Genomic DNA, 25,432 nt, shown 5'->3' on the forward strand with positions numbered 1-25,432 from the left:
CCCCGCCGTCACGTCCCACCCCGGGTGTAACCGCGGCGGCCGTAGTACCCGGGATGTACGGGGGCGGCACCCCCGGATGATGTGGATCATGCCGTGACCTGGGAAGCTGGCGTCGTGTGGGGAACGGGGTGGGACTGGGTGGCCGTCGCGGTGGCCGGTGTGGCGAGTGCCGCGGCCGGCCGGCTGGCCGTGGCGCTGGCCCGGGCGCGGCGGCTGCACCGCGCGGCCGTCGGCGAGCGCGGCTGGCTGCTGGAACGGGAGCGGGAGAGCGCCGCCCGGACCGCCGTGGACGCCGAACGGGCGCGGATCGCCGCCGAGTTGCACGACATCGTGAGCCACAACGTGAGCCTGATGGTGGTGCAGGCCGGGGCCGCGCGCGAGGTGCTGGCCACCATGCCCGAGGAGGCGGCGGCCGCGATGGCCGCGGTCGAGGCGGCCGGGCGGGACACGATGACCGAACTGCGGCACCTGCTCGGCCTGCTCGCCCCCGCGGCGGACGGCAGCGAGGAGCCGGCCGCGGACGGTTTCGCGCCGCAGCCCAGCCTGAGCCGGCTGAGCCCGCTGATCGACCGGTTCGCCTTCGCCGGGCTGCCGGTCGAGGTGCGGATCTCCGGCGAGCCGAGGCCGCTGCCCGGCGGCATCGACGTGACGGCGTACCGGATCATCCAGGAGGCACTGACCAATGCGCTCAAGCACGGGGACGGGGTGACGGCGGAGGTGACGGTGCGCTACGCGGACCACTACCTGCGGGTGGAGGTGCTCAACAGCGGCCCGAGCGTGCTCTCCGGGGCACCCGCCGCGCCGGTCGGGCCGCGGCCCGACGGGGCCGGGCGCGGACTGATCGGCCTGCGCGAGCGCGTCGCGGTGTACGGCGGCGACCTGGACGCCCGGCGCCGGCTCGGCGGCGGGTTCCGGGTCCGCGCCCGCATCCCGCTGGACCGGCCGTGACGGGGGGCGGCGTGGAGCAGGACCGGGAACGCCGTCCGCGCGTGGTGATCGCCGACGACCAGGAGCTGGTCCGTACCGGCTTCCGGATGATCCTCACCGCCCGCGGCATCGACGTGGTCGCCGAGGCCTCCGACGGCGCCGAGGCGGTGGCCGCCGCCGTGCTGCACCGCCCGGACGTCGCGCTGCTGGACATCCGGATGCCCGGCACGGACGGCCTGGAGGCCGCCCGGCGCATCCTGGCCCAGGTGCCGGGCTGCCGGGTGATCATGCTGACCACCTTCGACCTGGACCACTACGTCTACGCCGCGCTGTCCGCCGGGGCCAGCGGCTTCCTGCTCAAGGACGTCACCTCGGCCCACCTCGCCGCCGCCGTCCGGCTGGTGGACACCGGGGACGCCCTGCTCGCCCCCTCGATCACCCGGCGCCTGGTCGAGCGTTTCGCGGCCGGCGCCCCGCGGCCGGCTCCGGGTGCCGACGGCCCGCCGCTGCACCGCGACCTCGCCCCGCTCACCCCGCGCGAGGCGGAGGTGCTCACGCTGCTCGGGCGCGGGCTGTCCAACACCGAGCTGGCGCGCGAACTGACGCTCAGCGAGTCGACGGTGAAGACCCACGTGGCCCGGATCTTCGCCAAGCTCCACCTGCGCGACCGGGCGCAGGCGGTGGTCCTCGCCTACGAGACCGGGCTGGTCGCACCGGGGGGCGGCTGACCGTCAACGTCCCTTTCCGTATGCGCCAATTCGCGTGACTATCATCCGAATCTCACTCCTTAGAGCTAACTCCTCGCCAAATCCCCCGTTTTGCCGGTGCATGGGGCAGCATCTGCATGTCCACGCCCGAACGGAACCGACACCTCGGGCGCCACCACCCGGCATGACGAGGACACTTGGACCGGCCCGTGACCACCACCGCCCCCGTGTGGGACTGCCCCTTCCACCACACCGACGGCCTGGAGTTCGACCCCCTCCTGAAGCGTCTGCTCACCGAGGCCCCGGTCGCCAGGATCCGGCTGCCGCACGGCGAGGGCGAGGCCTGGCTGGCCACCCGCTACGAGGACGTCAAGACGGTCACCACCGACCGCCGGTTCAGCCGCGCCGCGGGCATCGGCCGCGACCTGCCCCGGATGACGCCGGCCCCGATCGCCCAGGCCGAGGCGATCAACCTGATGGACCCGCCCGCCCACAACCGGCTGCGCCGGCTGGTCGCCCAGGGCTTCACCAACCGCCAGGTCGAGCGGATGCGCCCGACCACCCAGCGGACCGTCGACGGCTACTTCGACGAGATGACCGAGCACGGCGCCCCCGCCGACCTGATGCACTTCCTGGCCGGCCGCCTCCCGCTCACCACCATCTGCGAACTGCTGGACATCCCCGCGGCCGACCGCGCCGAACTGCGCGGCCACGCCGTCGCGATGATGCGGATGGGCCCGGGCAGCCGGGACGGCCAGGAGGCCGCCAAGACCGCCCTGCGCGACTACTTCACCGAGCTCACGGCTGCTCGCCGGGCCCACCCCGGCGAGGACCTGATCAGCGCCCTGGCCACCGCCCGCGACGGCGACGAGCTGCTCGACCCGGACGAGCTGACCGTCATGGCGATGGTCCTGCTGGTCACCGGCCACGACACCAGCACCTACCAGCTCGGCAACCTCACCTACACCCTGCTCACCCACCCCGAGCAGCTCGCCAAGCTGCGCGCCCAGCCGGAGATGCTGCCGCGCGCCCTGGAGGAGCTGTTGCGCTTCGTCCCGTTCCGCCAGGGCGTCGGCATCGCCCGGGTCGCCACCGAGGACGTCGAACTGGGCGGCGTGCCGATCCGGGCCGGCGAGGCCGTGCACGTCTCCTACCTGACCGCCAACCGGGATCCGGCGGTCTACGAGCACCCCGACGAGCTGGACCTCGACCGCGGCGCACCCACCCACATGGCCTTCGGGTACGGACAGCACCACTGCCTCGGCTCGCACCTGGCCCGGATGGAGCTGCAGGTCGCCATCGGCACCCTGCTGCGCCGCTTCCCCGGCCTGCGGCTGGCCGTCGAACCGTCCGAACTCGACTGGAACTCCGGCTCGATCTGGCGCTTCCCGCGCACCCTGCCGGTGGCCTGGTAGCGCCTCCCCTCACCTCACCGTTCCCGCAGCACCGGGGAGACCCACACCATGGCAACTCTCTGCCGCCCGGCGATCGCCGTGCCCGAGCACGTCATCACCCTCGAACAGACCCTCGACCTGGCCCGCACCCTGCACGCCGGCCACCCCCGACTCGGCCTGGCGTTACGGCTGATCGAGAACACCGGGGTGCGCACCCGGCACCTGGTCCAGCCGATCGAGCGCACCCTCACCCACCCGGGCTTCACCGTTCGCAACGAGGTGTACGAGCGCGAGGCCAAGCGGCGCGTCCCCGCGGTGGTCGAACGCGCCCTCGCCCACGGCGAGCTGACCGCCCGGGACATCGACCTGATCGTCTACGTGTCCTGCACCGGCTTCATGATGCCGTCGATGACCGCCTGGCTGATCAACACCATGGGCTTCCGCTCCGACACCCGCCAGGTGCCGATCGCCCAGCTCGGCTGCGCGGCCGGCGGCGCCGCCGTCAACCGGGCGCACGACTTCTGCCGCGCCTACCCGGGCGCCAACGCGCTGATCGTCGCCTGCGAGTTCTGCTCGCTCTGCTACCAGCCGACCGACCTCGACGTCGGCTCGCTGCTCTCCAACGGCCTGTTCGGGGACGCGGTCGCCGCCGTGGTGATGCGCGGGAGCGGCGGGCACGGCGTGCAGGTCGAGCGCAACGGCTCGCACCTCGTCCCGCACACCGAGGACTGGATCTCGTACGGGGTGAAGGACACCGGCTTCCACTTCCAGCTCGACAAGCGGGTGCCCGGCACGATGGAGATGCTCGCGCCCGCGCTGCGCGGCCTGGCCGGGAAGCACGGCTGGGACGTATCCGGGCTCGGCTTCTACATCGTGCACGCGGGCGGCCCGCGCATCCTGGACGACCTGTGCCGCTTCCTCGACCTGGGACCGGCCACCTTCCGCCACAGCCGGGCGACGCTCACCGAGCGCGGCAACATCGCCAGCGCCGTGGTCTTCGACGCCCTGGCCCGACTGTTCGCCGACGGCGGCGTGCCCGAGGGCACCACCGGGCTGATCGCCGGCTTCGGGCCGGGCATCACCGCCGAGATCTCACTGGGCAGTTGGGTCGGCGCACCGGCCGAAGGAGCGCGTCCGCGCCGCCCGATCGCCCTCTCCACCTCCGACATCACCCTCGTCCATCCGAGCGCCCCCCGGCGTTTCCCGGCCACCACTACGATCTCCGAATGACCGATACCACAGACCGCACCGACGCCTCTGCCAGATCCGCCGAACTCGCCGCCCTGTTCCCGGCGTTGCACGCACCGCAGTACTGGAGCTGGGGGCGGTTCGACGCGCAGTTCTCCACCGAGCCGCCGCCGGACGCGCTGGTCACCAACATCCACCTGGTCGGCTTCGCGGACGGTCAGGTGGTGCTCTGCCGGGACGACCGGGACCACTGGTTCCTGCCCGGCGGCACCCGGGAGCAGGACGAGAGCATCGCCTCCTGCCTGGCCCGCGAGCTGCGGGAGGAGGCGGGCGCCCGGCTGCTCGGCGAGACCCACTGGCTGGGCGCGCACCGCTGCCGCACCGAGGACCCGGTGCCGTACCGGCCGTGGCAGCCGCACCCGGAGAAGGCCTGGCTGTGGGGCTGGGGCGAGGTCGCGCTGGACTCCGCGCCGACCAACCCGGCGGACGGCGAGCAGGTGGTCGAGGTCCGTCCGGTGCCGCCCGCGGAGGCCCAGCGGCTGCTGCTGGCCGGGCACGACGCCTGGTGGGGCGAGCTGGTGGCGCTGGCGGTGGAGCTACGGCGACGGGCCGGACTGGGCTGAGATCTCGGCCCCGGCAGCCGTTCCCGCGGCTGCGGGAAGGTCACCGGAACGGCGGAACATCGAGTGAATATGTCCGTTTTGTGGTGATATTACTCGGCCATGGACACCACATCGCTGGCCGTGGACTACCCGATGCTCAACATCTTCTGGACGATGTTGGAGCTGTTCCTCTGGATCCTCTGGTTCTTCCTGCTGTTCAAGATCATCACGGACATCTTCCGCAGCCACGACCTCGGTGGCTGGGGCAAGGCCGGCTGGCTGGTCCTGGTGATCCTCCTGCCCCTGATCGGCGTCCTCGTGTACCTGATCGTCCGCGGGCAGTCGATGACCAAGCGCGACATCCAACAGGCCCAGGAGAGCCAGGCCGCGTTCAAGGCCTACATCCGGGACGCGGCGGCGCCGGGACCGGACGCCGGGGGCCGCAGCCACGTCGACGACCTGGCGAAACTGGCGGACCTGAAGGAGAAGGGCGCCATCTCCGAGGAGGAGTACCAGAAGGCCAAGGAGAAGATCCTAGCCTGAACGTCCGGACGGGCACGACGGCCGGGGCCGGTGGACGCAGGGGTGCGCCCACCGGCCCCGGCCGCGGTCCGTCCGTCCCGGCTCAGCGCCGCCCGGAGCGCCGGTCGCCCGAACCGCCCTCGCCGCCGGTCAGGCCCGCGCGGCGCAGCGCGTCGGCCATGGCGCTGTTGGCCGGTGCGCCGCCGCCGAAGCCGCCCCGGTCGCCGCCTCCGCGCCGGTCCTGCCCACCCCGGTCACCGCCTCCGCGCCGGTCCTGCCCACCGCGGCCGCCCTGGCCGCCGCCGCGCCGCTCCTGGCGCGGCGGGCGGGCCTGGCGGTCGCCGCGCTCGCCGCGCTCGCTCCCCACCTCGTCGTCCAGCCGCAGGGTGAGTCCGATCCGCTTGCGCGGCACGTCCACCGAGACCACCCGGACCTTGACGATGTCGCCGGGCTTGACCACCTCGCGCGGGTCCTTGACGAAGTTCCTCGACAGCGCCGAGACGTGCACCAGCCCGTCCTGGTGGACGCCCACGTCCACGAAGGCGCCGAAGGCGGCGACATTGGTGACCACGCCCTCCAGCACCATGCCGGCCTCCAGGTCACCGATCTTGTCGACGCCCTCCTTGAAGGTCGCGGTGCGGAAGGCCGGGCGCGGGTCACGGCCCGGCTTGTCCAGCTCGCCGAGGATGTCGGTGACGGTCGGGACACCGAAGGTGTCGTCGGCGAACTCCGCCGGGCGCAGCGCCCGCAGCCGCTCGCCGTTGCCGATCAGCTCGCGCAGCTCCCCGCCGGTCGCGGCCAGGATCCGGCGCACCACCGGATAGGCCTCGGGGTGCACGCTGGAGGCGTCCAGCGGGTCCTCGCCGCCGGGGATGCGCAGGAAGCCGGCGCACTGCTCGAAGGCCTTGGGGCCGAGCCGGGAGACGTCCTTGAGCTGCTTGCGGGTGCGGAACGGGCCGTTGGCGTCGCGGTGCGCCACGATGTTGTCGGCCAGCGTGCCGGTGATCCCGGAGACCCGGGTGAGCAGCGGCGCCGAGGCGGTGTTGACGTCCACGCCGACGGCGTTGACGCAGTCCTCGACCACGGCGTCCAGCGAGCGGGAGAGCGACACCACGCTCAGGTCGTGCTGGTACTGGCCGACGCCGATCGACTTGGGGTCGATCTTGACGAGCTCGGCCAGCGGGTCCTGGAGCCGGCGGGCGATCGAGACCGCGCCGCGGATCGACACGTCCAGGTCCGGCAGTTCCTGCGAGGCGAACGCGGAGGCCGAGTAGACCGAGGCGCCGGCCTCGCTGACCATCGCCTTGGTGAGCTTCAGCTCGGGGTGGCGCTTGAGCAGGTCCTCGGCGAGCTTGTCGGTCTCCCGGGAGGCGGTGCCGTTGCCGATCGCGACCAGGTCGACGTCGTGCTTCTTGGCCAGCGCGGCCAGGGTGTGCAGGGCCGCGTCCCACTTGTTGGCGGGCTGGTGCGGGTAGATCGTGTCGTACGCGACGACCTTGCCGGTGGCGTCCACCACGGCGACCTTCACCCCGGTGCGGAAGCCCGGGTCCAGACCCATGGTGGCGCGGGTGCCGGCCGGGGCGGCGAGCAGCAGGTCGCGCAGGTTGGTGGCGAAGACCCGCACCGCCTCGTCCTCGGCCTCGGCGCGCAGCCGGGCGCGCAGGTCGATGCCGAGGCGGACCAGGATGCGGGTGCGCCAGGCCCAGCGGACGGTGTCGCCGAGCCACTTGTCGGCCGGGCGGCCGCGGTCGGCGATGCCGAAGCGGGCGGCGATCCGCTGCTCGTAGTCGTTCTCGCCGGGCAGGTCGCCCTCGGACCCGCCGTCGTACGGGGAGAGGTCGAGGTCGAGCACCTCCTCCTTCTCGCCGCGCAGCATCGCCAGGATGCGGTGCGAGGGGAGCTTGGTGTACGGCTCGGCGAAGTCGAAGTAGTCGGCGAACTTGGCGCCGTCGCCCTCCTTGCCGTCGCGGACCCTGGCGACCAGCCGGCCGCGGGTCCACATCCGCTCGCGCAGCGAGCCGACCAGATCGGCGTCCTCGCCGAAGCGCTCGACCAGGATCGCCCGGGCGCCCTCCAGCGCGGCGGGGCCGTCCGCGACCGACTCGTTCAGGAATTGCGCGGCCAGCGCGGCCGGGTCCTGGCCCGGGTCGGCGAGCAGGGAGTCGGCCAGCGGCTCCAGGCCGGCCTCGCGGGCGATCTGCGCCTTGGTGCGCCGCTTCGGCTTGAACGGCAGGTAGATGTCCTCCAGGCGGGCCTTGGAGTCGGCGGCGAGCACCTGGGCGCGCAGCGCGTCGTCCAGCTTGCCCTGGGCCTCGATGGACTCCAGGACGGCCGCCCGGCGCTCCTCCAGCTCGCGCAGGTAGCGCAGCCGCTCCTCCAGGGTGCGCAGCTGGGCGTCGTCGAGGGAGCCGGTGACCTCCTTGCGGTAGCGGGCCACGAAGGGGACGGTCGCGCCGCCGTCGAGCAGGTCGACGGCCGCCTTCACCTGCCCCTCGCGGACGCCCAGTTCCTCGGCGATCTTCCGCTCGATCGCCTGCTGGGCCTGTCGGGCCCCCTGTTCGACTGGCGTGGTCACGAAGCCGGTCACCTTCTCCATCAGTGCTTGCGCCGTACGCCCTGCATTCTGGCAGGTGCCGACGACGACGCCCGGCCGCACCCGGGGCGGCCGGGCGTGGCGCGCCCCCTCGGGGGGCTACACCGAGGCTTGAGCGGGGCCCAGTCGCGGCTTCCTAGGCTGGCGGGCATGGACACCCTGGATGCCGCCGCCGAGACGGAGCGGCTCGCTGCCGCCAAGTACCTGCTGTTCACCACGTACCGGAAGGACGGCACTCCGGTCGCCACCCCGGTCTGGGTCGCGCGCGACGGTGACGCGCTGGTCTTCACCACCGTGACGAAGACGGGCAAGGTCAAGCGCCTGCGCAACCGTTCGGACGTGCTGGTCGGGCCGAGCGACATCCGCGGGAACCTGCTCGGCGCGCAGGTGCCGGCCTCCGCGGTGCTGGACCCGGTCCGGGCGCCCGCCTACCGGAAGCTGCTGCGGCGCAAGTACGGCGTGCTGTGCGCGGTGGCGCTGACCGCCAACGTGCTGCGCTTCGGCAAGGGCGGCACCATCGGGGTGCGGGTCACCGTCGGCTGACCGTCCTCGCGCGACCGCTTTCGATCGGCCCCCTTCGATCGGCCTTCGGAACGTGCGCAGTTCGGGAATCCGGCTGAACCGCAACGACCGGCGCTGTACGCTGCCGGGCATGTGCGCTGCCACCTGGATGCACCCCGACGGGCCGGTGGTCGACGCGGCCCTGGTGCGGCGGTTGATCTCCGCCCAGTTCCCCCAGTGGGAGCGCCTCCCGCTCACCCCCGTCTCCGTCCCCGGGGCGGACAACGCGATGTTCCGCCTCGGGACCGAACTCGCCGTCCGGCTGCCCCTGGTGGAGTGGGCCGCCGGGGGCCTGCGGCGGGAGCAGCAGTGGCTGTCCCGGCTGGCACCGCGGCTGCCGCTGCCGGTTCCGGCGCCGCTCGCGGTCGGCCGGCCTGCTGCCGGCTACCCGTGGGAGTGGTCGGTGCTGCACTGGCTGGACGGCGCCAACCCGGTGGTCGGCTCACTGGCCGCGCCCGAGGCCGTGGCCCGCGACCTGGCCGGCTTCGTCAACGCCCTGCGCACCGTCGACCCGGCCGGCGCCCCGGTCTCCCAGCGCAGCGTCCCGCTCGTCTCCCGGGACGGCGCCACCCGCGCGGCCATCGCCCAGCTCTCCGGATCGATCGACGCGGCGGCGGCAACCGCACTGTGGGACAAGGCGCTTCGGCTGCCCGAGTACGCCGGCCCGCCGGTCTGGATGCACGGCGACCTCACCCCCGGAAACCTGCTGCTCGCCCGCACCGGCCGGCTCTCCGCCGTCATCGACTTCGCCCTGATGGGCGTCGGCGACCCGACCGCCGACCTGATCGCCGCCTGGAACCTGCTGCCCGCCACCGCCCGTCCGGCCTTCCGCGCCGCCCTGCACGCGGACGAGGCCATGTGGGCCCGCGGCCGCGCCTGGGCCTTCTCCATCGCGCTGGTGACGATCCCGTACTACCGCCACACCGACCAGGCGCTGACCGCCAACGCCCGCCACGTCGTCCGCGAGGTGCTCGCCGACCGCAGCGTCTAGCGTTCCCCCGCGGCCGTGAGCAGGCCGCCCGGCGGCCACCATGCAGGTGTGCGGCCCGACCGACCCGCGGATGGGGACCGAGATCGAGGTCACCGCCCGACGAACGACTGCCTGACCGGACGTCACATGATGTGCGGCTGCTGCTATATGGTTCTCCCCGCCACGACGGGCGGGGGGAGCGGACTTGACACGGAACGTGATCGAGGTCAGCGTCAGCCGGCGGGTGCTCTGGGTCGGCCGCGACGCGTACCCGCTGCAGCACATCGCCCGGGTCCGGCAACTGGCCTGGCGGCCGCCCAGGCGCGTGCGGACGGTCCTCCGGTACGCCCCACGGCTGATCGCCCTGGCATTCGGCGCCTTCCTCCTCGTCACGTACGCCCGGAGCACCGTGGCGAAGGGGGAGGAGCTGACCGTCGCGGGCTCGCTGCTGGCCGCCGGCCTCGGCTACAGCCTGTACCGGCTGGTCACCGAACTGCGGCAGCGGCCGCTGTACAAGCTGGTCATCGAGACCTCCAACGCCTCGACCACCGCACTGGTGAGCCACGACCCGGGGCAGATCGACGAGCTGATCCAGATGATCATGGAAGTGATCGACAACCCCCGGGCCGAGTTCTCCGTCCAGGTGGAGAACGTCCACATCGGCGACCGGATCGACCTGCACGGCGACCACAACATCGGGAAGCAGACGGGCCGATGAGCGACACACCCGCCGGCATACCAGGTCAGAAACCTGCCCTGGTCAACCCCCGCTGCTAGCCTGAGCCGCATGACTGGACTGCGGGAGCGGAAGAAGGAGCGGACCCGGCGGGCCATCTCCGAGGCGGCCATCGCGCTCTTCCTGGAACACGGCTTCGACCGGGTGTCGGTGGCGGACGTCGCGGCGGCCGCCGAGGTCTCCAAGCCGACGCTGTTCTCCTACTTCCCCACCAAGGAGGACCTGGTCGTCCACCGCTTCGCCGACCACCAGGAGCAGGCCGCCGAGGTGGTCCGCACCCGGCTGCCCGGCGAGCCGGTGCTCGACGCGCTGCTGCGGGACTTCCTGGCGGGCCTCGCCCGGCGCGACCCGGTCACCGGCCTCAACGACCACCCGGCGGTGCTCGCCTTCACCGCCCTGGTCTACGGCACCCCCAGCCTGGCCGCCCGGGTCGGCGAGTACGTGGCCCGCGCCGAGCGGTCGCTGGCCGAGGCGCTGCGCGAGGCCCCCGGCCTGCCCGGGTCGCAGGACCTCACCGCCGCCCTGCTCGCCGCCCAGGTCACCGCCACCCAGCGGGTCCTCGCCCTGCACAACTGGCGCCGCATCCAGGACGGCCGCACCGCCGACGACCTGCACACCGAGGCCGTCGGGGAGGCCACCCGCGCCTTCGACCTGCTCGCCCACGGCTACGGACCGCCCGCCGGCGACCGGCCCGCCGCTGGCTAGAGTGCGCACATGACGACGCGTCACCACCCCTTCGATGCCCTGCACAACTTCCGCGACCTGGGCGGCTATCCGGCCGCCGGCGGGCGGTCCGTCCGGTGGGGGCTGGTCTACCGCTCCGACTCGCTCGGCAAGCTCGGCTCCCCCGAGGACCTCGACCGGCTCCAGGCCCTCGGCGTACGGACCGTGATCGACCTGCGCTACCCCTGGGAGATCGCCGCCAAGGGCCGGGTGCCCGACTTCGAGGGCCTGGAGTACCACAACCTCTCGATCGAGCACCGCCCGTACGACCAGGCCGAGATCGACCCGGAGCTCGACCCCTGGCGCTACCTCGCCGACCGCTTCGCCGAGGTCGCCGAGGACGGGGTGAAGGAGATCCGCCAGGCCCTGGACGTGATCACGGCCGCCGAGGCCCCGGTGGTCTTCCACTGCGCCTCCGGCAAGGACCGCACCGGGCTGATCGCCGCCCTGCTGCTCACCCTGCTCGGCGTCGGCGAGGACGACATCGCCGCCGACTTCGCCCTCACCGAACTCGCCACCCCGCACTTCGTCGCCGAGTGGTACGCCGCCCACCCCGGCCGCACCCTGCGCTGGCCCGGCTACGGGCGCGCCCCGGAGGCCGTCATCCGGCTCACCCTCGCCGACCTCGCCGACCGCTACGGCTCGGTCGAGGCCTACCTCACCGGCACCCTCGGCATCGACCGCGACCGGATCGACGCCCTGCGTGCCCGTCTGCTGACCGACTGAGCGAACGGAGCCCCGCTGCGCGGGACGCCGCCCCGGGCCCGCCGTCCCGCGCAGCAACGGCCCACTGCCGACGGCCCGTTGTCAGCCGCCCGGCGTACGGTGCCGGCATGACCACGCACGCCGACGCACCGAACCTCTTCTCCGGCCTGGGCCGGGTGGTCGTCCTGGTGGCCGACCAGGACGCGACCCTGGCCTTCTACCGCGACGCCCTCGGTTTCCGGGTCCTCCACGACCACACCGCCGACGGCTACCGGTACCTGCACATCGGGCTCCCCGGCCAGGACGGCGTCGGCCTCTGGCTGATGCCCGCCGCCGACGAGCCCGACCGCGCCCTGGTCGGCCGCCAGTCCGGCGCCCAGCCGCTGCTCGTCCTGTACACCCCCGACCTGGACACCGTCCGCACCCACCTGCACGGCCACGGGGTGCGCACCTGGAACGACCGGGAGGACCGCGACAGCCGCTCGCTCCACCTGGAGGACCTGGACGGGAACGAACTGGTCGCCGTCCAGCTGCGCACCCCGGGCGAGTGACAATCCGGTGGCGGGCGGCGGCCGTTGTGGGCGACGATGCCGGGCATGACTGAACCCGAACGCTGGACCCAGGCGACCGTCCACCCCGACATGTGGGCCGACCCGGACGACGACCCCCGCAACAACGACGGCCCCGGCCAGGACGGCGAACTCGGCACGCTCCAGGACTGCCTGACGAACTACCGGCTGACGCTGCGGATGAAGTGCGACGGTCTGGACCCGGAGCAGCTGGCCCGCCGCTCGGTGCCACCGTCGACGATGTCCCTGCTCGGGCTGGTCCGGCACCTGGCCGAGGTGGAACGGGACTGGCGGAACTGGATCACCGACGGCGAGCCGCTGCCCAAGCTGTACGGCAAGCGGGACGGGGACTTCGAGGGCGCCGTGGCCGACCAGGCCGTGGCGGACGCCGCGTTCCGCGACCTGGAGCGCGAACAGGACGCACTGGACGCCGAGTTGGCGGCCTTCCCGGACCTGGGCGAGCGGGTCGGGAAGGACCGGGTCGCGATCCGGGAGCTGCTGGTGCACCGGATCGAGGAGTACGCCCGCCACTGCGGCCACGCCGACCTGCTGCGCGAGTGCGTCGACGGCCGGGTGGGCCAGTAGCCAGACCCCTAGCGTCGGCGGCCGCCCCGCGCGGGCCGGCCGCCGCCCTTGCCGGAGCGGGGCCCGGCCCCGGCCCTGGCCCCGCCCGTCGGCGCCGGGGCGGCCTCGGGCCAGTGGGCGGGCCGGACGAGGCCGTCCGGGAGTCGGGTGGTGGCGTCGCCGCGGGCCGCGTCGAGCTGGGCCTGGGTGAGGAAGAGGGCCGTGGTGAGGTCCGCGCCGGCCAGGTTGGCGTCCCGCAGGTCGGCGCCGATCAGGTCGGCGAGGCGCAGGTCCGCGCCGGAGAGGTCGGCGGCGACCAGCAGGGCGCCGCGCAGGTTGGCCCCCTTCAGGTCGGCGCCGCGCAGGCGGGCGCCGAAGAGGTCGGCGCCGCGGTGCTCACGGCGGCGCGGGACGCCGGCCCGGACCAGTTCGCCGGCGCGCAGCAGCAGCTCGCTGACCCGCTGCCGGTGGGCCGGGACGTCGACGGCGAGGATCTCCTCGGGGGCGCCGCCGGCCAGCCGGTCGGTCTCCGCCAGGGCCTGCCGCAGCTCGTCGTGGACGGGGCGGGCGGCGGCGAAGGTGAGTGCCTCGGTGAGGTACCGGAGCAGTTCGTGCAGCTGCCGCACGATCGGGAAGACGTCGAACATCGCCTTGGCGCTGTCCGGCTCATCCCGCCAGCTGCGGCCGCCGAAGGTCACCTGGGAGACCCTCTGCCCGGCGCCGAAGCAGTCGTAGACGGTGCAGCCCGGGAAGCCCCGGTCGCGCAGCCGCGCGTGGATGCCGCAGCTGAAGTCGGCCTGGAGGTTGTGGCAGGGGCTGCCGGCCGCCTTGTTCACGGCGAAGTCGGTACCGGCCGCGAACGGCAGGGCGGCGCAGCAGAGCCCGAAGCAGCTGCCGCAGTCGGACCGGAGTGGGGTCGGCGCGGCCGCCGTGGGGTCCTGCGGCGACTTGGTCTCGCGCACGTTCCGGGGTCCTTCCAGCAGCTGGGCGCCGGGCGGCGCGGTGAACCCGGAAATCCTACTGGGCAGACGCCCCTCGACGTCGGTAAGGTGTGAAAGTCCATGACGACCATTACACGCGGGGGTGGGCTCATGCAGGACCCGGACATCAGGGAGCTGGTCCGGATGTGGATCGCGGGCTGGGCCGTGTCGCGCGGCTCCGCCGAGCCGGTGGACCAGCCCTGGGGCTGGAGCATCGACGTCGGCGCGCCGGTCGGCGAGGTGGGCCGGCACGTGCTGCCGGAGCCGACCGAGGCCGAGGTCCGCAAGCTCGCCGAGACCATCACCGCGCCGACCACCTGGCTGAAGCTGTTCGCCGAGGACGCGACCGTGCGCCCCTGGCTGGACGAGCGGTGGCGCCTGGACGCCCCCGGGTTCCTGATGACCGGCCCGGTCACCGCCGGCCGGCCCGAGCCGCGCGCCGGGTACACCGTGACCAGCTGGATCCGGGGCGGAGTCGTCAAGGCCCTGGTGCGCACCGACGCCGGGCACCTGGCCGCGCGCGGCCAGGCCGGTCTGGCCGACACCGGGGCCGGCCGCGTGGTGGTGCCGGACATGATCGGCACCGTGCCCGAGCACCGCCGCCGGGGCCTGGGCGCGCTGGTGATGCACACCCTGCTGGCCGCCGGGCACGGGGCCGGCGCCCGTACCGGCATCCTGGTCGCCACCGTGGACGGCCGGGCGCTCTACCGCACGATGGGCTGGACCACCCGCGCCCCGATGGCGAGCCTGGTCCTGGACGCCCCGGGCGTCTACGAGCAGAAGTAGGACCGGCAGGCCTGCCGCAGCCCGCCCGCCGTCCGGGCGGCGCGGCCCGCAGCCGGGAGTCCGACGACGGCCCCTAGCGGTACGGCAGCAGCTCCGGCCGCTTCGCCGGGCGGCCGTCGCCGGAGGAGCGGCCGGTGAGGCGGCGGCCGATCCACGGGCCGAGGTGGGTGCCCAGCCAGCGGGCGTCCTCGCGCAGCCGCTCGGCGCGGCCCGCCGGGGCGGCGGCGGGCAGCGGGGCGCGCCAGTCGAAGGCCGCGGGCCGGCCGAGCGCCTCCAGCACGCCCTCGGCGACCCGGCGGTGCCCTTCGGGCGACAGGTGCAGCCGGTCCTCGGCCCACAGCCGGCGGTCGTCGAAGCAGGGCGCGGAGAACAGGTCGACCACGGCGAAACCGTCCTGCCGGCCCAGCGCCTGGACGAAGGCCTTCATCCGCAGGATGGTGGGCAGCAGCCGGGCACTGCCCGCCAGGCGGCGAGTGGGGTCGGTGCTGGTGAACAGCACGACGGTGGCGCCGGTGGCGCGCAGCTCGGCGGCGCAGCGGCCGAGCTGCCGCTCGACCGCGTCGATGTCGCAGCCGGGGCGCAGTACGTCGTTGAGCCCGCCGGCCAGGGTGACCAGCTCGGCGCCCATCGCGGCGGCGGGGGCGAGCTGTTCGTCGTGGATCTGGCCGATGAGCTTGCCGCGGACGGCGAGGTTGGCGTACCGGAAGTCCCCGTCGGAATGCTCGGCGGCCAGCGCCGAGGCGACCCGGTCGGCCCAGCCCCGGTGGTGGCCGTCCGGCAGCAGGTCGTCGCACATGCCCTCGGTGAAGGAGTCGCCGACGGCGACGTAGCTGCGGTAGGGGGTGGGCACGGGCTGGCCTCCGCTCTCCTGAGATGGCTCCGCGGTCCGACGATCGTACGTGCGTGCCCGCTCGGGGCGGCGGGGGCCCCGGCGCTCATCGCCCGTCGAGTGTTCGTTTATCGGCCCGGGCCATCCTGAGGCCACGGGGCGGCGGTCGGCGACGGGGGCCTTGCCGCCGCCCCGCCCGTTCCACCGGGCACGCCCTCGGCCGTCAGCCGGCCGCGACCGCCGCCTCCTCCTCCGCCTTCCGGGGCGTGAACCAGTGCTCCCGCACGGCGTCGGTGGGCCGCTGCTCACCGAGGGCGGCCAGGCCCCACTCCCCCAGCGCCTCGACGACCGGCCGCAGTTCGCGGCCGCGCCCGGTCAGTTCGTAGACCGTCGCGTTGGCGGGCCGTTCCAGCCGGCGGCGGGTGACCAGCCCCTCGCCCTCCAGTTGCTTGAGCCGGGCGGCCAGGATGTCGGTGGAGACGCCGGGCAGGTCGGCGTGCAGGTCGGTGTAGCGGCGCGGGCCGCCGAGGAGCTCACGGACGATCAGGAGGCTCCAGCGCTCCCCCACCGCGTCCAGGGCGCGGGCGACGGCGCAGTACTGGTCGTAGCTTCGGCGTGACATGTGGATCAGCATAGCCAAGAGGTTGGACTTTCCAAGTACACACTTGGTAGAACAAAGCTGAAGCAGCGGAGCGGTGGTGACGGTCGGGAGGCCGCAGATGGAGTTTCGGCAGTCCAGCAAGCTGAATGACGTGTGCTACGAGATCCGGGGCCCGGTGGTCGACCAGGCCAACGCCCTGGAGGAGGCCGGGCACAGCGTGCTGCGGCTGAACACCGGCAACCCGGCCCCGTTCGGCTTCGAGGCACCCGAGGAGATCATCCAGGACATCATCCGCAACCTGCCCAAGGCGCACGGCTACAGCGACTCGCGCGGCATCCTGCCGGCCCGCCGCGCGGTGGTGCAGTACTACCAGCAGCGCGGGGTCCAGGGCGTCACCGTCAACGACGTCTACCTCGGCAACGGCGTCTCCGAGCTGATCCAGATGGCCGTCACCGCGCTGGTGGACGACGGCGACGAGGTGCTCGTGCCGATGCCCGACTACCCGCTCTGGACGGCCGCGGTCCGGCTGGCCGGCGGCAAGGCCGTGCACTACCTGTGCGACGAAGAGGCCGAGTGGTACCCGGACCTGGACGACATCGCCGCCAAGATCACCGCCCGCACCAAGGCGATCGTCGTCATCAACCCCAACAACCCCACCGGCGCGGTCTACCCGAAGGAACTGCTGGAGGGCATCCTCGACCTGGCCCGCCGCCACCACCTGATGGTGCTGGCCGACGAGATCTACGACAAGATCCTCTACGACGGCGCCGAGCACCACTGCCTGGCCGCCCTGGCCGACGACGTGCTGACCCTCACCTTCAACGGCCTCTCCAAGTCCTACCGGGTGGCCGGCTTCCGCAGCGGCTGGCTGGTCGTCTCCGGGCCCCGGCAGCACGCCACCGACTACCTGGAGGGCCTGACCATGCTCTCCGGCATGCGGCTGTGCCCCAACGTGCCCGCCCAGTTCGCCGTGCAGGCGGCGCTCGGCGGCCACCAGTCCATCAACGACCTGGTGCTGCCCGGCGGCCGGCTCACCGAGCAGCGCGACATCGCGGTCAAGGCGCTCAACGAGATCCCCGGCGTCAGCTGCGTCAAGCCCAAGGGGGCGCTGTACGCCTTCGCCAGGCTGGACCCGGCGGTGCACCGGATCGTCGACGACGAGCGGTTCGTACTGGACCTGCTGCTGCGCGAGAAGATCCACGTCGTCCAGGGCACCGGCTTCAACTGGCCCCGCCCGGACCACTTCCGCTTCGTCACCCTGCCCCGGGCCGACGACCTGGAGACGGCCGTCAACCGGATCGGGCGCTTCCTGGCCACCTACCGGCAGAGCTGACAGCACGTACGCTGGGCGGCCATGACCGTCCTCCGCTCGATCGCCCTGTTCGTCCTCGCCGCCGTCGCCGAGATCGGCGGCTGCTGGCTGGTCTGGCAGAGCGTGCGCGAGCAGCGGCCGTGGTGGCTGGCCGGCCTGGGGGTGGTGGCGCTCGGCGCGTACGGCTTCGTCGCGGCCCTCCAGCCGGACAGCCACTTCGGCCGGGTGCTGGCCGCCTACGGCGGGGTGTTCGTGGCCGGCTCCCTGCTGTGGGGCGTGGCCGTCGACGGTTTCCGGCCGACCCGCTACGACGTGCTGGGCGCGCTGATCTGCCTGGCCGGGGTCGCCGTCATCATGTACGGGCCCCGGCGCTGAGGTCCTCCCTCACCGCCGGGGCCCGCCGGGTGCGTCCGGGGACTACCAGCCCCAGCCGCCGCCCTGGCCGTCGTCGTCCTGGTTCGAGTCCCAGCCCTCGCCGACCTTGCGCAGGATCGTGTAGTTGTCGATCTGCGTGCCGTCCTCGGCCAGCGCGGTGACCTTCATCACCGACTTCTGGCCCAGGTGCTTCGGGGTCACGTCGACCTTGATGAAGGAGTAGCCGGTGTAGCGCACCCGCGACCACTGGATGGTCTCGGGGGTCTTCACCCGGCCCTTGCTCCAGTAGTAGGTCTTGACCTCGTCCTGGTGGTTCTCGTGCCCCTCGTAGGTGTCCGGCACGTCGAACTTGTACAGGCTGCGGCCGGCCGCACCCGCGGTGACGTAGACCACGCCGTCCTTGGCCGGCTCGATGGTGGCGCCGCTCGGCACCTGCTTCGAGACCTTGTTGCCGAGGATCGCGTCGGTGCGCTCGTAGATGTGGTTGTGGCCGTTGATGACCAGGTCCACCCGGTACTTCTCGAACAGCGGCACCCAGGCCTCGCGGACACCGCCCTCGGAGGCGTGCGCGACGGTGGTGGAGAAGGCGCAGTGGTGGAAGAAGACCACGACGAAGTCGACGGTCTCGTCGCCCCGCAGGTCCTTGAGGGTGCGCTCCAGCCACTTGGTCTGCTTGTTCGCCGAGATGCCCAGGTTGGCCGGGATCTCGTAGGAGACGTCGTTGGCGTCCAGCGAGATCACGCCGACGTTCTTGTAGCGGAAGGTGTAGACGCCGGGGACGGTGCGCGGGTCCGGGCCGTTGTTCGGCAGGAAGAAGCGGGTGTTCTCGCCGCCGTAGCCGTTCGGCGAGTACCAGGCCTCGATGTCGTGGTTGCCGTACGCGACCATCCACGGGATCTCGGCGGCGACCGTCTCGGTCTGCACCAGGAAGTCGTCCCAGGTCTTCGCGTTGAAGACGGACTTGTCCGGGTCGGTGCCGGAACCGGCCGGGTCGGCGTAGCAGATGTCGCCGGCGTGCAGGTGGAAGGCCGGGTTCTGGGCCTTGATGATGTGGTCGTTGCCGGCCGCGTGCGAGCTGACGCCCTGGTCGCCGAAGGCGGTGAAGGTGAACGGCTCGTACACCTTGCCCCAGCGGTGGTCGCGGGAGGGCGCGGTGCGGAAGGTGTGCAGGGTGGAGATCTGCTGCTGCGAGGCCGGGTCGAAGCCCTCGTGGCCGACACCGTAGTAGTAGGTGGTGTCGGGGTGCAGGTCCTCCAGCGCCACGTGCAGGTAGTACTGGTCCACCGGCTGGCTGTTCGGGGTCAGCGCCGGGGTGTGCAGCGCGCGGACCTCGGCCTGGACCTTGTGGCTCAGCTCCCACGGGGTCTTGCCGAAGCGCAGGAACGGCTTCTTGACCGGGGCCGGGACCTGCCAGGAGATGCGGAACTGGGTGTCCGGCTCGGGGCCGAACTGGAGGTGACGGCCGATCGGCGCGACCAGCGAGCCGTCGACGCCGTTGGTCGTGCCACCGGTCAGCAGCTGCGGGCCGGCCGGAGCGGCGAAGGCCGTCCCGTTGCCCAGCGCGCCACCGACGGCGACGGCACCCACCGTCACGGCACCGGCGCGCAGCATCCGGCGGCGGGAGAAGCGGGCCCGCAGGTACTCGTGCTGCTCGGCCATGCTCATGCGGTCGGCAAGCTTGGCCGGCACGCCCATGTTGGGGATATCCATGCGCGGGACTCTTTCAGCGGCGTGTTGATCGCGCACGGACGCCGGGTGAACGGGTCGCAGCGTACCGCCCATTCGAACGCCAATGTTCGACCATGATTCGGTAAAGGACGTGTCCGTACCGTCCCGACGCCGCATCATGGCCCCCGCCCGCCCCTCGGCCTGAGTGGGCGTCGGGGCGGGCGCGACGGGCTGGCGCGGTCAGCCCGAGGGCTCGTCCCAGTGGGTGGCGGCCCGGTTGCCGGTGCCGTCACAGGTGCGGCAGATCTCGTCCCGGTAGGCGTGCTTGGCGCCGGTCGCGTCCACCCGGTAGCGCACGTACACCCCGGTGCCGTCGCAGAGGAAGCAGTTGCCGCCCCCGCCGCCCACCTCGGTGGTGCCGGTGCCCTGGCACGTCCGGCAGCTGAGGCCGGCGGTCCGGCCGGTGCCCGCGCAGATGCGGCAGACCGTCGTCATCGGCTTCCTCCCTCGCGCGGAAACGGCTCGGCACCGTCCGGAACGGCCCGATGCCACCGGTCATGGTAGTGGCGAAGGCCCTCGGACCACCCCGGCTGCATACGATCCGACGATCAGTCAGTAGAGGCGAGGGTGCGGCCTCACTCGGGCAGGCCCTCGCGGACCCGCCGGGAGACCGAGATCAGCTGGAGGTCGAGCAGCCCGGGCGGGTCGGCGAGGCCCGGGCCGCCCGCGCGCACCCAGGCGGCGATCTCGTCGATCATCTCGTCCATCAGCACGAAGCCCAGCCAGACCGGCCGGCCGCCCGCCGCCCGGCCCTCGGCGGAGGGGCCGACCACCACCACGTTGGACTGGGTGCACACGTCCAGGCACTTGACCGCCCGGACCCGGCCCGCCGCGCCCACCGCCGTCCGCAGCCGCTCGTACTGGCCCGCGTGGTCCACCCCGGGGTGCTTCGCCTCGGTGCCGCAGCAGCAGCCCCGGCAGACGGTGACGGTCACCGGGGAGTCGGCGGCCCGCCGGCGGTCACCGGTCCGGGCGCCGGCGCGGTCACGGTCTCGGCGGCTCATCGGCTCTGGTCTCTCCCGGCTCATCGGCTCCGGCCCGCCCCCGGTCGGCGGCGCGCACTGCACGCGCAGCCTACCCGCCGCTCGAAGACCCCTCACCGGGCCCTTAGGATGCGCACCACTCGATTTCGATCAAGGTTCGATCAGGGGAGGCCCGGTGCCGGGACGAAGAGCGTGGACGGTGTGGGTGCCGTTGGTCGTGGCGGCGGTGGGGGTCGTGTGCGTCGTCCTCGGGTTCTCCAGGATCGGCTCCGACTACCGCTACCAGCGGGTGGCGGGCGAGACGATGTCGCCGGAGCTGAGGCCCGGCGAGCAGATCGTGACCACCCCGGTCCGGCCCGCGGAGGTGACCCGCGGTGAGGTCTACACCGTCGACTCCCCCTGGACGATGACCGGCCCGGTCCTCCAGCGGGTGATGGCCCTGGGCGGGGACCACTTCGCCTGCGTGGCCGGGCGCCTGACGCTCAACGGACAGCCGCTGGACGAACCCGAGTCCCGACAGCTCGGCTCCTGCTCGATCGGCTTCGACGTCACCGTCCCGCAGGGCCGCGCCTTCCTCATGGGGGACCGCCGCTTCGACGCCTTCGACTCCCGGCTCAATCTGGACGACCAGCAGGGCACCGTCGACCTGGCCAAGGTCGACCGGCGGGTGGTCTGGCACAGTGGCGCCAAGGCCTCGCCGCCCGGCACGCTGGTCGGCGCGGCCGTCCTGACCGGCGTCGGCTTCCTGGTCTTCGTCGCCGGACTGATCACCTCGATCGTCGCCGCCGTCGTCCGCCGCCGCCGTCGTCGCCGGGCGGTGGCGCAGCCGGACACTGGCGCGGCCGAGCGGTGGCCCGGCCGGGCGGTGGCGTAACCGGCGGGTCCGCTACCCGACCGCCCGCGCCGCCGCCCGTCCCGCCGTACGGCCCGAGAACAGGCAGCCGCCCAGGAACGTGCCCTCCAGCGAGCGGTAGCCGTGCACGCCCCCGCCGCCGAAGCCGGCCGCCTCGCCGGCCGCGTACACCCCCGCCAGCACCTCGCCGTCCGGCCGCAGCACCCGGGAGGACAGGTCGGTCTCCAGTCCGCCCAGCGACTTGCGGGTCAGGATGTTCAGCCGGACGGCGATCAGCGGGGCGGCGCCCGGGTCGAGGATGCCGTGCGGGGCGGCGGTGCGGACGAGCTTGTCGCCGAGGTGGCGGCGGGCACCGTGGATGGCGGCGACCTGGAGGTCCTTGGCGAAGGGGTTGGCCAGCTGCCGGTCGCGGTACTCGACGGTGCGGCGCAGCTCGTCCGGGTCGATCAGCGGCTCGTCGGTCTTGGCGTTCATGCCCCGGGCGAGGTCGGCGAGGTTGCCGGCGACCACGAAGTCCCGCCCGTGCCGCAGGTGGCCCCGGACCGGGCCGGGGGCGCCGGGCAGCGCGCGGCCGAGCACGCCGCGCACCGACTTCCCGGTCAGGTCGGGGTTCTGCTCGGAGCCGGAGAGGGTGAACTCCTTCTCGATGATGCGCTGGTTGAGCACGAACCAGGTGTACTCGTACCCGGTGGACATGATGTGCTCCAGCGTCCCGAGGGTGTCGAAGCCGGGGAACAGCGGGACGGGCAGCCGCCGCCCGCGCGCGTCCAGCCAGAGCGAGGAGGGGCCGGGCAGGATGCGGATGCCGTGCCGGGCCCAGATCGGGTCCCAGTTCTCGATGCCCTCGGTGTAGTGCCACATCCGGTCGCCGTTGATCAGGCTGGCCCCGGCCCGGCCGGCGACCTCCAGCATCAGTCCGTCCACGTGCGCGGGCACGCCGGAGAGCAGCCTGGCGGGCGGGGTGCCGAGCCGGGCCGGCCAGGCCTTGCGGACCAGGTCGTGGTTGCCGCCGATGCCGCCGGAGGTGACGATCACGGCCTGGGCACGCAGCTCGAAGCTCCCGGCGACCTCGCGCGAGCTGGCCTCGCCCCGGCCCGCCGGGCTCGACAGCAGCACCTCGCCGGTGACGGTGTCGACGGCGCCCGCGGTGGCCGACAGCCCGGTGACGCGGTGCCGGAAGCGCAGGTCCACCAGGCCGCGCGCGGCGGCGGCGCGGACCCTCCGGACGAAGGGCTCCAGCAGACCCGGCCCGGTGCCCCAGGTGATGTGGAATCGCGGCACCGAGTTGCCGGGCCCGTCGGCGAGGAAACCGCCGCGCTCGGCCCAGCCGACCACCGGGAAGAACCGCACGCCCATCCCGCGCAGCCAGGACCGCTTCTCGCCCGCCGCGAAGTCCACGTACGCCTCGGCCCAGCGGCGCGGCCAGGCGTCCTCGGCACGGTCGAAGCCGGCCGTGCCGAGCCAGTCCTGCCAGGCGAGGGCGTGCGAGTCGCGGATGCGCATCCGGCGCTGCTCGGGCGAGTCGACCAGGAAGAGGCCGCCGAAGGACCAGTGCGCCTGGCCGCCGAGGGAGGCCGCGGGCTCCTGGTCGAGCAGGATCACCTTCCGTCCGGCGTCGGCGAGTTCGGCGGTGGCGGCCAGGCCCGAGAGTCCCGCTCCGATGACGATGACGTCGGCGTCCAGGGCCATGCGCAGTCCTCCGTCGCGGCTCGCGGTGGCGGCGCGCCCGGGGCGTGCCGTCGCTGTGCGCCCGATACTGCGGCCTGCGGTGACGTCCGGTCAACCGGTGGGTGACAACCGCCGGCGCGAATTCCGCTCCGGGCCGTTTCGGAAATACCGTCGATACCCATGCGATACCGGGTGGAGCGAAATGCGAAATGCGACCAGGGACGGCCTGACGGAATGTCGGCAATTTCCGCGCAAACCATGGACGCCCGGGAAACCTGGCAGTAACTTACCTGCGAGTAGCTGTGGCCCGGCTCGGCACGACCCCCCACCCGTCGTTTCTCTCCCCCAGGAGGAACCGTGCTCCGCCCTGCCCGGAAATCCCGGCACCTCCGGAATTCCACCGCGCTCGCCGCCGTCGCCCTCGGCGCCGCGCTCACGCTCACCTCCACCACCGCCCAGGCCGCCGCCACGGCGCCGAAGCACTACGTGGCACTCGGCGACTCCTACGCCGCCGGCGCCGGCGTGCCGGGCCAGTCGGCCGGCCTGTGCCTGCGCTCCGACCGCAACTACGGCCACCTGGTCGCCGCCGCCCTCAAGGCCGGCACGTACACCGACGTCACCTGCTCCGCGGCCAAGATCAAGGCGATGACGCAACCCCAGTACGACGCCTTCATCAGGGTCAACGACCCGCAGCTGGACGCGGTGAACGCCGACACGGACCTGGTCACCCTCGGGATCGGCGGCAACGACCTCGCGGCCAGCGACCTCGGCCTCGGCGAACTGGTCGCCACCTGCATCGCCGGCGCCGTCGTCAATCCGCTCGGCACGCCCTGCAAGGACGTCTACCACCACGGCTACTGGGACTGGCACACGTGGTCCTGGCAGTACGGCAACGACGACCTGGCCGAGCGGATCACCACCACCATCGCCCCGCAGCTGGCCGACACCCTCCAGCGCATCCACGCCAAGGCGCCCGGGGCCAGGGTGCTGCTGGTCGGCTACCCGTCCGTGCTGCCCGCCGACGGCTCGAAGTGCATCCTGCGCCAGCCGGTGACCCCGGGCGACGTCGAGTACATGTACGGCGTGCTCAACAAGCTGAACGCCGCCCTGAAGTCCACCGCGGCCGCGAACGGCGCGACCTACGTGGACACCGCGACGCCGACCGTCGGGCACGACGTCTGCTCGGACGACCGCTGGATCGAGGGCGCGCTGCCCGGCTCGCCCGCCGTGCCGTTCCACCCGAACGCGACCGGTGAGCAGGTGATGGCGCAGGCGGTGCTCGCCGCGCTGAAGTAGCGGGACACCGCGGCCCGCCCGGAAGGCCCCGAGGGGCCGGTGACCAGACCCCGGTCACCGGCCCCTCGGCTGCGTGCGCGTCCTACTCGGAGTCGCCCGAGGCGGAGGCGGAGGCCAGCCCGGCCGACCACTTCTCCTCGACGTTGCCGAGCTTCCAGTAGGCGATCGCCGCCGCCCAGGTGAGCACGAACAGTCCGACGATGGCGTAGCCGACGAAGTTGAGGTCCAGCCCACCGATCCAGGCGACCGGACCACTGGTGATGTCCAGCTTCTCGCCGAGCAGGCCGATCAGCTCGATCGAGCCGATCACCAGCGCGACCAGCACCGACAGTCCGGTGACGGTCAGGTTGTAGTAGATCTTGCGGACCGGCTTGGAGAAGGCCCACTCGTACGCGAAGTTCATGAACGAGCCGTCGATGGTGTCCAGCAGGCTCATCCCGGCCGCGAACAGGATCGGCAGCGTGAGCAGCGCGTACCAGGGCAGCGAGAAGGCCGCCGCGCCGCCCGCCAGCACCAGCAGAGACACCTCGGTGGCGGTGTCGAAGCCCAGCCCGAACAGCAGGCCCACCGGGTACATGTGCCAGGGCTTGGTGACGGCCCTGGTGACCCTGCCGAGGATGCGGTTCATCAGCCCGCGCCGCTCCAGCTGGCGCTCCAGCTCCGCCTCGTCGTACTCGCCCTCGCGCATCCGGCGGAAGACCTTGAGGATGCCGTTGAAGGCGCCCAGGTTGATCAGGCCGAGCAGCAGCAGGAAGGTGCCGGAGACGGTGACGCCGATCAGGCCGGTCAGCTCGTGCAGCGTCGAGTCGTCGGACTCCACCTGGCCGGCGAGCGAGCGGATGCCGAGGGCCAGCAGCGCGCAGAGGCCGAAGACGATCGAGGAGTGCCCGAGCGAGAACCAGAAGCCGACCGACAGCGGCCGCTTGCCCTGGCCCATCAGCTTGCGGGTGGTGTTGTCGATGGCGGCGATGTGGTCCGCGTCGAAGGCGTGCCGCATGCCGAGGGTGTAGGCGGTCAGGCCCATGCCCGCGCCGAACACCTGGCCGCCGACGTCGTAGTGCTCGGGCTCGACCAGCGCGAGCAGGGTGAACCAGCCGATGACGTGCAGCGCGAGGATGAAGCCGCCCATTCCGGCCAGGCGGATCCACTCCTCACGGGTGAGCCGGTCGCGCCAGCGGGGGGCGGTCATCGTCGTGTCCTTTCGGTCGGGTGGTCGAAGCTGGGCCATCTTTCCGCCTTGACGCGCGCAGTTGCAAGTCA

Annotated in this window: 26 protein-coding genes and 1 pseudogene; 18 read left to right on the forward strand and 9 right to left on the reverse strand. The window is 73.0% G+C overall.

The window, feature by feature from the left end; translation table 11 throughout:
• The first annotated feature begins 93 nt into the window (after positions 1-93).
• From ACIRRH_RS30565 to ACIRRH_RS30590, 6 genes are all read left to right on the forward strand, one after another.
• Entirely contained in the window at positions 94-948 is an 855-nt protein-coding gene (locus tag ACIRRH_RS30565) for a sensor histidine kinase (protein WP_403073825.1), read from the forward strand.
• An 11-nt stretch (positions 949-959) separates the two neighbouring features.
• A complete protein-coding gene (locus tag ACIRRH_RS30570; RefSeq protein ID WP_403073827.1) occupies positions 960-1,655 on the forward strand; it encodes a response regulator in 696 nt (231 codons plus the stop codon).
• A 188-nt stretch (positions 1,656-1,843) separates the two neighbouring features.
• The gene (locus ACIRRH_RS30575; protein ID WP_403073829.1) at positions 1,844-3,049 is read left to right on the forward strand and encodes a cytochrome P450; all 1,206 of its coding nucleotides are present in this window, start codon (positions 1,844-1,846) and stop codon (positions 3,047-3,049) included.
• A gap of 48 nt (positions 3,050-3,097) precedes the next feature.
• A complete protein-coding gene (locus tag ACIRRH_RS30580) occupies positions 3,098-4,258 on the forward strand; it encodes a type III polyketide synthase (RefSeq protein ID WP_403073831.1) in 1,161 nt (386 codons plus the stop codon).
• Positions 4,255-4,839 (forward strand): NUDIX hydrolase, encoded by a 585-nt coding sequence (locus tag ACIRRH_RS30585; protein WP_403073833.1) that lies wholly within the window; start codon positions 4,255-4,257, stop codon positions 4,837-4,839. Before ACIRRH_RS30580 ends, ACIRRH_RS30585 begins: the two co-directional genes overlap by 4 nt.
• A 99-nt stretch (positions 4,840-4,938) precedes the next feature.
• On the forward strand, positions 4,939-5,361 hold the full coding sequence (locus ACIRRH_RS30590; RefSeq protein ID WP_403073834.1) for an SHOCT domain-containing protein: 423 nt from the start codon (positions 4,939-4,941) through the stop codon (positions 5,359-5,361).
• Positions 5,362-5,443: 82 nt separating this feature from the next.
• On the opposite strand, the gene ACIRRH_RS30595 is transcribed toward ACIRRH_RS30590, so the two are convergent.
• Complete coding sequence (locus ACIRRH_RS30595) at positions 5,444-7,915, reverse strand: Tex family protein (RefSeq protein WP_403073836.1); 2,472 nt, start codon at positions 7,913-7,915, stop codon at positions 5,444-5,446.
• 168 nt (positions 7,916-8,083) lie between these two features.
• Here ACIRRH_RS30595 and ACIRRH_RS30600 point away from each other — a divergent pair, with 168 nt between their 5' ends.
• The 7 genes from ACIRRH_RS30600 (at position 8,084) to ACIRRH_RS30630 (ending at position 12,782) form a co-directional block, all read left to right on the forward strand.
• Positions 8,084-8,476: a PPOX class F420-dependent oxidoreductase gene (locus ACIRRH_RS30600; protein WP_403073838.1), complete on the forward strand. Its 393-nt coding sequence runs from the start codon at positions 8,084-8,086 to the stop codon at positions 8,474-8,476.
• 109 nt (positions 8,477-8,585) lie between these two features.
• Positions 8,586-9,485 carry an aminoglycoside phosphotransferase family protein gene (locus ACIRRH_RS30605; protein ID WP_403073840.1) on the forward strand — a complete coding sequence of 300 codons (900 nt, stop codon included), beginning with the start codon at positions 8,586-8,588 and terminating at the stop codon, positions 9,483-9,485.
• 184 nt (positions 9,486-9,669) lie between these two features.
• The gene (locus tag ACIRRH_RS30610; RefSeq protein WP_403073842.1) at positions 9,670-10,182 is read left to right on the forward strand and encodes a DUF6232 family protein; all 513 of its coding nucleotides are present in this window, start codon (positions 9,670-9,672) and stop codon (positions 10,180-10,182) included.
• Between the two features lie 69 nt (positions 10,183-10,251).
• Positions 10,252-10,905: a TetR/AcrR family transcriptional regulator gene (locus tag ACIRRH_RS30615; protein WP_403073844.1), complete on the forward strand. Its 654-nt coding sequence runs from the start codon at positions 10,252-10,254 to the stop codon at positions 10,903-10,905.
• Between the two features lie 9 nt (positions 10,906-10,914).
• On the forward strand, positions 10,915-11,649 hold the full coding sequence (locus tag ACIRRH_RS30620; protein WP_403073846.1) for a tyrosine-protein phosphatase: 735 nt from the start codon (positions 10,915-10,917) through the stop codon (positions 11,647-11,649).
• A gap of 107 nt (positions 11,650-11,756) precedes the next feature.
• On the forward strand, positions 11,757-12,179 hold the full coding sequence (locus ACIRRH_RS30625) for a VOC family protein (protein ID WP_403073847.1): 423 nt from the start codon (positions 11,757-11,759) through the stop codon (positions 12,177-12,179).
• 36 nt (positions 12,180-12,215) lie between these two features.
• Positions 12,216-12,782 (forward strand): DinB family protein, encoded by a 567-nt coding sequence (locus ACIRRH_RS30630; RefSeq protein ID WP_403073849.1) that lies wholly within the window; start codon positions 12,216-12,218, stop codon positions 12,780-12,782.
• Between the two features lie 8 nt (positions 12,783-12,790).
• Here ACIRRH_RS30630 and ACIRRH_RS30635 read toward each other — a convergent pair whose 3' ends face one another.
• Positions 12,791-13,723 (reverse strand): pentapeptide repeat-containing protein, encoded by a 933-nt coding sequence (locus tag ACIRRH_RS30635; RefSeq protein WP_403073851.1) that lies wholly within the window; start codon positions 13,721-13,723, stop codon positions 12,791-12,793.
• A 99-nt stretch (positions 13,724-13,822) separates the two neighbouring features.
• On the opposite strand from ACIRRH_RS30635, the gene ACIRRH_RS30640 reads away from it, so the two are divergent.
• Positions 13,823-14,527 (forward strand): GNAT family N-acetyltransferase, encoded by a 705-nt coding sequence (locus tag ACIRRH_RS30640; protein WP_403073853.1) that lies wholly within the window; start codon positions 13,823-13,825, stop codon positions 14,525-14,527.
• Positions 14,528-14,600: 73 nt separating this feature from the next.
• Here ACIRRH_RS30640 and ACIRRH_RS30645 read toward each other — a convergent pair whose 3' ends face one another.
• Together ACIRRH_RS30645 and ACIRRH_RS30650 are read right to left on the reverse strand one after the other, a co-directional pair.
• Positions 14,601-15,377 (reverse strand): SGNH/GDSL hydrolase family protein, encoded by a 777-nt coding sequence (locus ACIRRH_RS30645; RefSeq protein WP_403073855.1) that lies wholly within the window; start codon positions 15,375-15,377, stop codon positions 14,601-14,603.
• A gap of 247 nt (positions 15,378-15,624) precedes the next feature.
• Positions 15,625-15,978 (reverse strand): annotated as a pseudogene (locus ACIRRH_RS30650) (winged helix-turn-helix transcriptional regulator); the annotation flags it as partial.
• Positions 15,979-16,075: 97 nt separating this feature from the next.
• Between ACIRRH_RS30650 and ACIRRH_RS30655 the strand changes: the two are divergent.
• Positions 16,076-17,290 carry a pyridoxal phosphate-dependent aminotransferase gene (locus tag ACIRRH_RS30655; RefSeq protein ID WP_403073857.1) on the forward strand — a complete coding sequence of 405 codons (1,215 nt, stop codon included), beginning with the start codon at positions 16,076-16,078 and terminating at the stop codon, positions 17,288-17,290.
• A 21-nt stretch (positions 17,291-17,311) separates the two neighbouring features.
• Positions 17,312-17,644, forward strand: a complete 333-nt coding sequence (locus tag ACIRRH_RS30660) for a YnfA family protein (protein ID WP_403073859.1) — start codon at positions 17,312-17,314, stop codon at positions 17,642-17,644.
• A 42-nt stretch (positions 17,645-17,686) separates the two neighbouring features.
• Here ACIRRH_RS30660 and ACIRRH_RS30665 read toward each other — a convergent pair whose 3' ends face one another.
• The 3 genes from ACIRRH_RS30665 to ACIRRH_RS30675 form a co-directional block, all read right to left on the reverse strand.
• Positions 17,687-19,354 carry a fibronectin type III domain-containing protein gene (locus ACIRRH_RS30665; protein ID WP_403073861.1) on the reverse strand — a complete coding sequence of 556 codons (1,668 nt, stop codon included), beginning with the start codon at positions 19,352-19,354 and terminating at the stop codon, positions 17,687-17,689.
• A gap of 198 nt (positions 19,355-19,552) precedes the next feature.
• The gene (locus ACIRRH_RS30670; protein WP_224281991.1) at positions 19,553-19,807 is read right to left on the reverse strand and encodes a hypothetical protein; all 255 of its coding nucleotides are present in this window, start codon (positions 19,805-19,807) and stop codon (positions 19,553-19,555) included.
• A 140-nt stretch (positions 19,808-19,947) separates the two neighbouring features.
• Positions 19,948-20,376: a (2Fe-2S) ferredoxin domain-containing protein gene (locus tag ACIRRH_RS30675; protein ID WP_403073863.1), complete on the reverse strand. Its 429-nt coding sequence runs from the start codon at positions 20,374-20,376 to the stop codon at positions 19,948-19,950.
• Positions 20,377-20,560: 184 nt separating this feature from the next.
• Between ACIRRH_RS30675 and lepB the strand changes: the two genes are divergently transcribed.
• Positions 20,561-21,229, forward strand: coding sequence for a signal peptidase I (lepB, locus tag ACIRRH_RS30680; protein ID WP_403073865.1), 669 nt, complete (start codon positions 20,561-20,563; stop codon positions 21,227-21,229).
• A 12-nt stretch (positions 21,230-21,241) separates the two neighbouring features.
• On the opposite strand, the gene ACIRRH_RS30685 is transcribed toward lepB, so the two are convergent.
• A complete protein-coding gene (locus tag ACIRRH_RS30685; RefSeq protein WP_403073867.1) occupies positions 21,242-22,897 on the reverse strand; it encodes an FAD-binding dehydrogenase in 1,656 nt (551 codons plus the stop codon).
• A 336-nt stretch (positions 22,898-23,233) separates the two neighbouring features.
• Here ACIRRH_RS30685 and ACIRRH_RS30690 point away from each other — a divergent pair, with 336 nt between their 5' ends.
• Positions 23,234-24,172, forward strand: a complete 939-nt coding sequence (locus tag ACIRRH_RS30690) for an SGNH/GDSL hydrolase family protein (protein ID WP_403073868.1) — start codon at positions 23,234-23,236, stop codon at positions 24,170-24,172.
• 82 nt (positions 24,173-24,254) lie between these two features.
• On the opposite strand, the gene ACIRRH_RS30695 is transcribed toward ACIRRH_RS30690, so the two are convergent.
• Complete coding sequence (locus ACIRRH_RS30695; protein WP_403073870.1) at positions 24,255-25,361, reverse strand: HoxN/HupN/NixA family nickel/cobalt transporter; 1,107 nt, start codon at positions 25,359-25,361, stop codon at positions 24,255-24,257.
• Between the last annotated feature and the right edge of the window lie 71 nt (positions 25,362-25,432).

The organism is Kitasatospora sp. NPDC101235, assembly GCF_044767505.1.
GTDB lineage: Bacteria > Actinomycetota > Actinomycetes > Streptomycetales > Streptomycetaceae > Kitasatospora.

Bases quoted from the DNA above. Each gene is read 5' to 3' on its own strand.
- ACIRRH_RS30580 (WP_403073831.1), top strand. From the start codon at position 3,098: ATGGCAACTCTCTGCCGCCCGGCGATCGCCGTGCCCGAGCACGTCATC.
- ACIRRH_RS30585 (WP_403073833.1), top strand. From the start codon at position 4,255: ATGACCGATACCACAGACCGCACCGACGCCTCTGCCAGATCCGCCGAA.
- ACIRRH_RS30590 (WP_403073834.1), top strand. From the start codon at position 4,939: ATGGACACCACATCGCTGGCCGTGGACTACCCGATGCTCAACATCTTC.
- ACIRRH_RS30600 (WP_403073838.1), top strand. From the start codon at position 8,084: ATGGACACCCTGGATGCCGCCGCCGAGACGGAGCGGCTCGCTGCCGCC.
- ACIRRH_RS30605 (WP_403073840.1), top strand. From the start codon at position 8,586: ATGTGCGCTGCCACCTGGATGCACCCCGACGGGCCGGTGGTCGACGCG.
- ACIRRH_RS30615 (WP_403073844.1), top strand. From the start codon at position 10,252: ATGACTGGACTGCGGGAGCGGAAGAAGGAGCGGACCCGGCGGGCCATC.
- ACIRRH_RS30620 (WP_403073846.1), top strand. From the start codon at position 10,915: ATGACGACGCGTCACCACCCCTTCGATGCCCTGCACAACTTCCGCGAC.
- ACIRRH_RS30625 (WP_403073847.1), top strand. From the start codon at position 11,757: ATGACCACGCACGCCGACGCACCGAACCTCTTCTCCGGCCTGGGCCGG.
- ACIRRH_RS30630 (WP_403073849.1), top strand. From the start codon at position 12,216: ATGCCGGGCATGACTGAACCCGAACGCTGGACCCAGGCGACCGTCCAC.
- ACIRRH_RS30640 (WP_403073853.1), top strand. From the start codon at position 13,823: ATGACGACCATTACACGCGGGGGTGGGCTCATGCAGGACCCGGACATC.
- ACIRRH_RS30655 (WP_403073857.1), top strand. From the start codon at position 16,076: ATGGAGTTTCGGCAGTCCAGCAAGCTGAATGACGTGTGCTACGAGATC.
- ACIRRH_RS30660 (WP_403073859.1), top strand. From the start codon at position 17,312: ATGACCGTCCTCCGCTCGATCGCCCTGTTCGTCCTCGCCGCCGTCGCC.
- ACIRRH_RS30665 (WP_403073861.1), bottom strand. From the start codon at position 19,354: ATGGATATCCCCAACATGGGCGTGCCGGCCAAGCTTGCCGACCGCATG.
- ACIRRH_RS30670 (WP_224281991.1), bottom strand. From the start codon at position 19,807: ATGACGACGGTCTGCCGCATCTGCGCGGGCACCGGCCGGACCGCCGGC.
- ACIRRH_RS30675 (WP_403073863.1), bottom strand. From the start codon at position 20,376: ATGAGCCGCCGAGACCGTGACCGCGCCGGCGCCCGGACCGGTGACCGC.
- ACIRRH_RS30685 (WP_403073867.1), bottom strand. From the start codon at position 22,897: ATGGCCCTGGACGCCGACGTCATCGTCATCGGAGCGGGACTCTCGGGC.
- ACIRRH_RS30695 (WP_403073870.1), bottom strand. From the start codon at position 25,361: ATGACCGCCCCCCGCTGGCGCGACCGGCTCACCCGTGAGGAGTGGATC.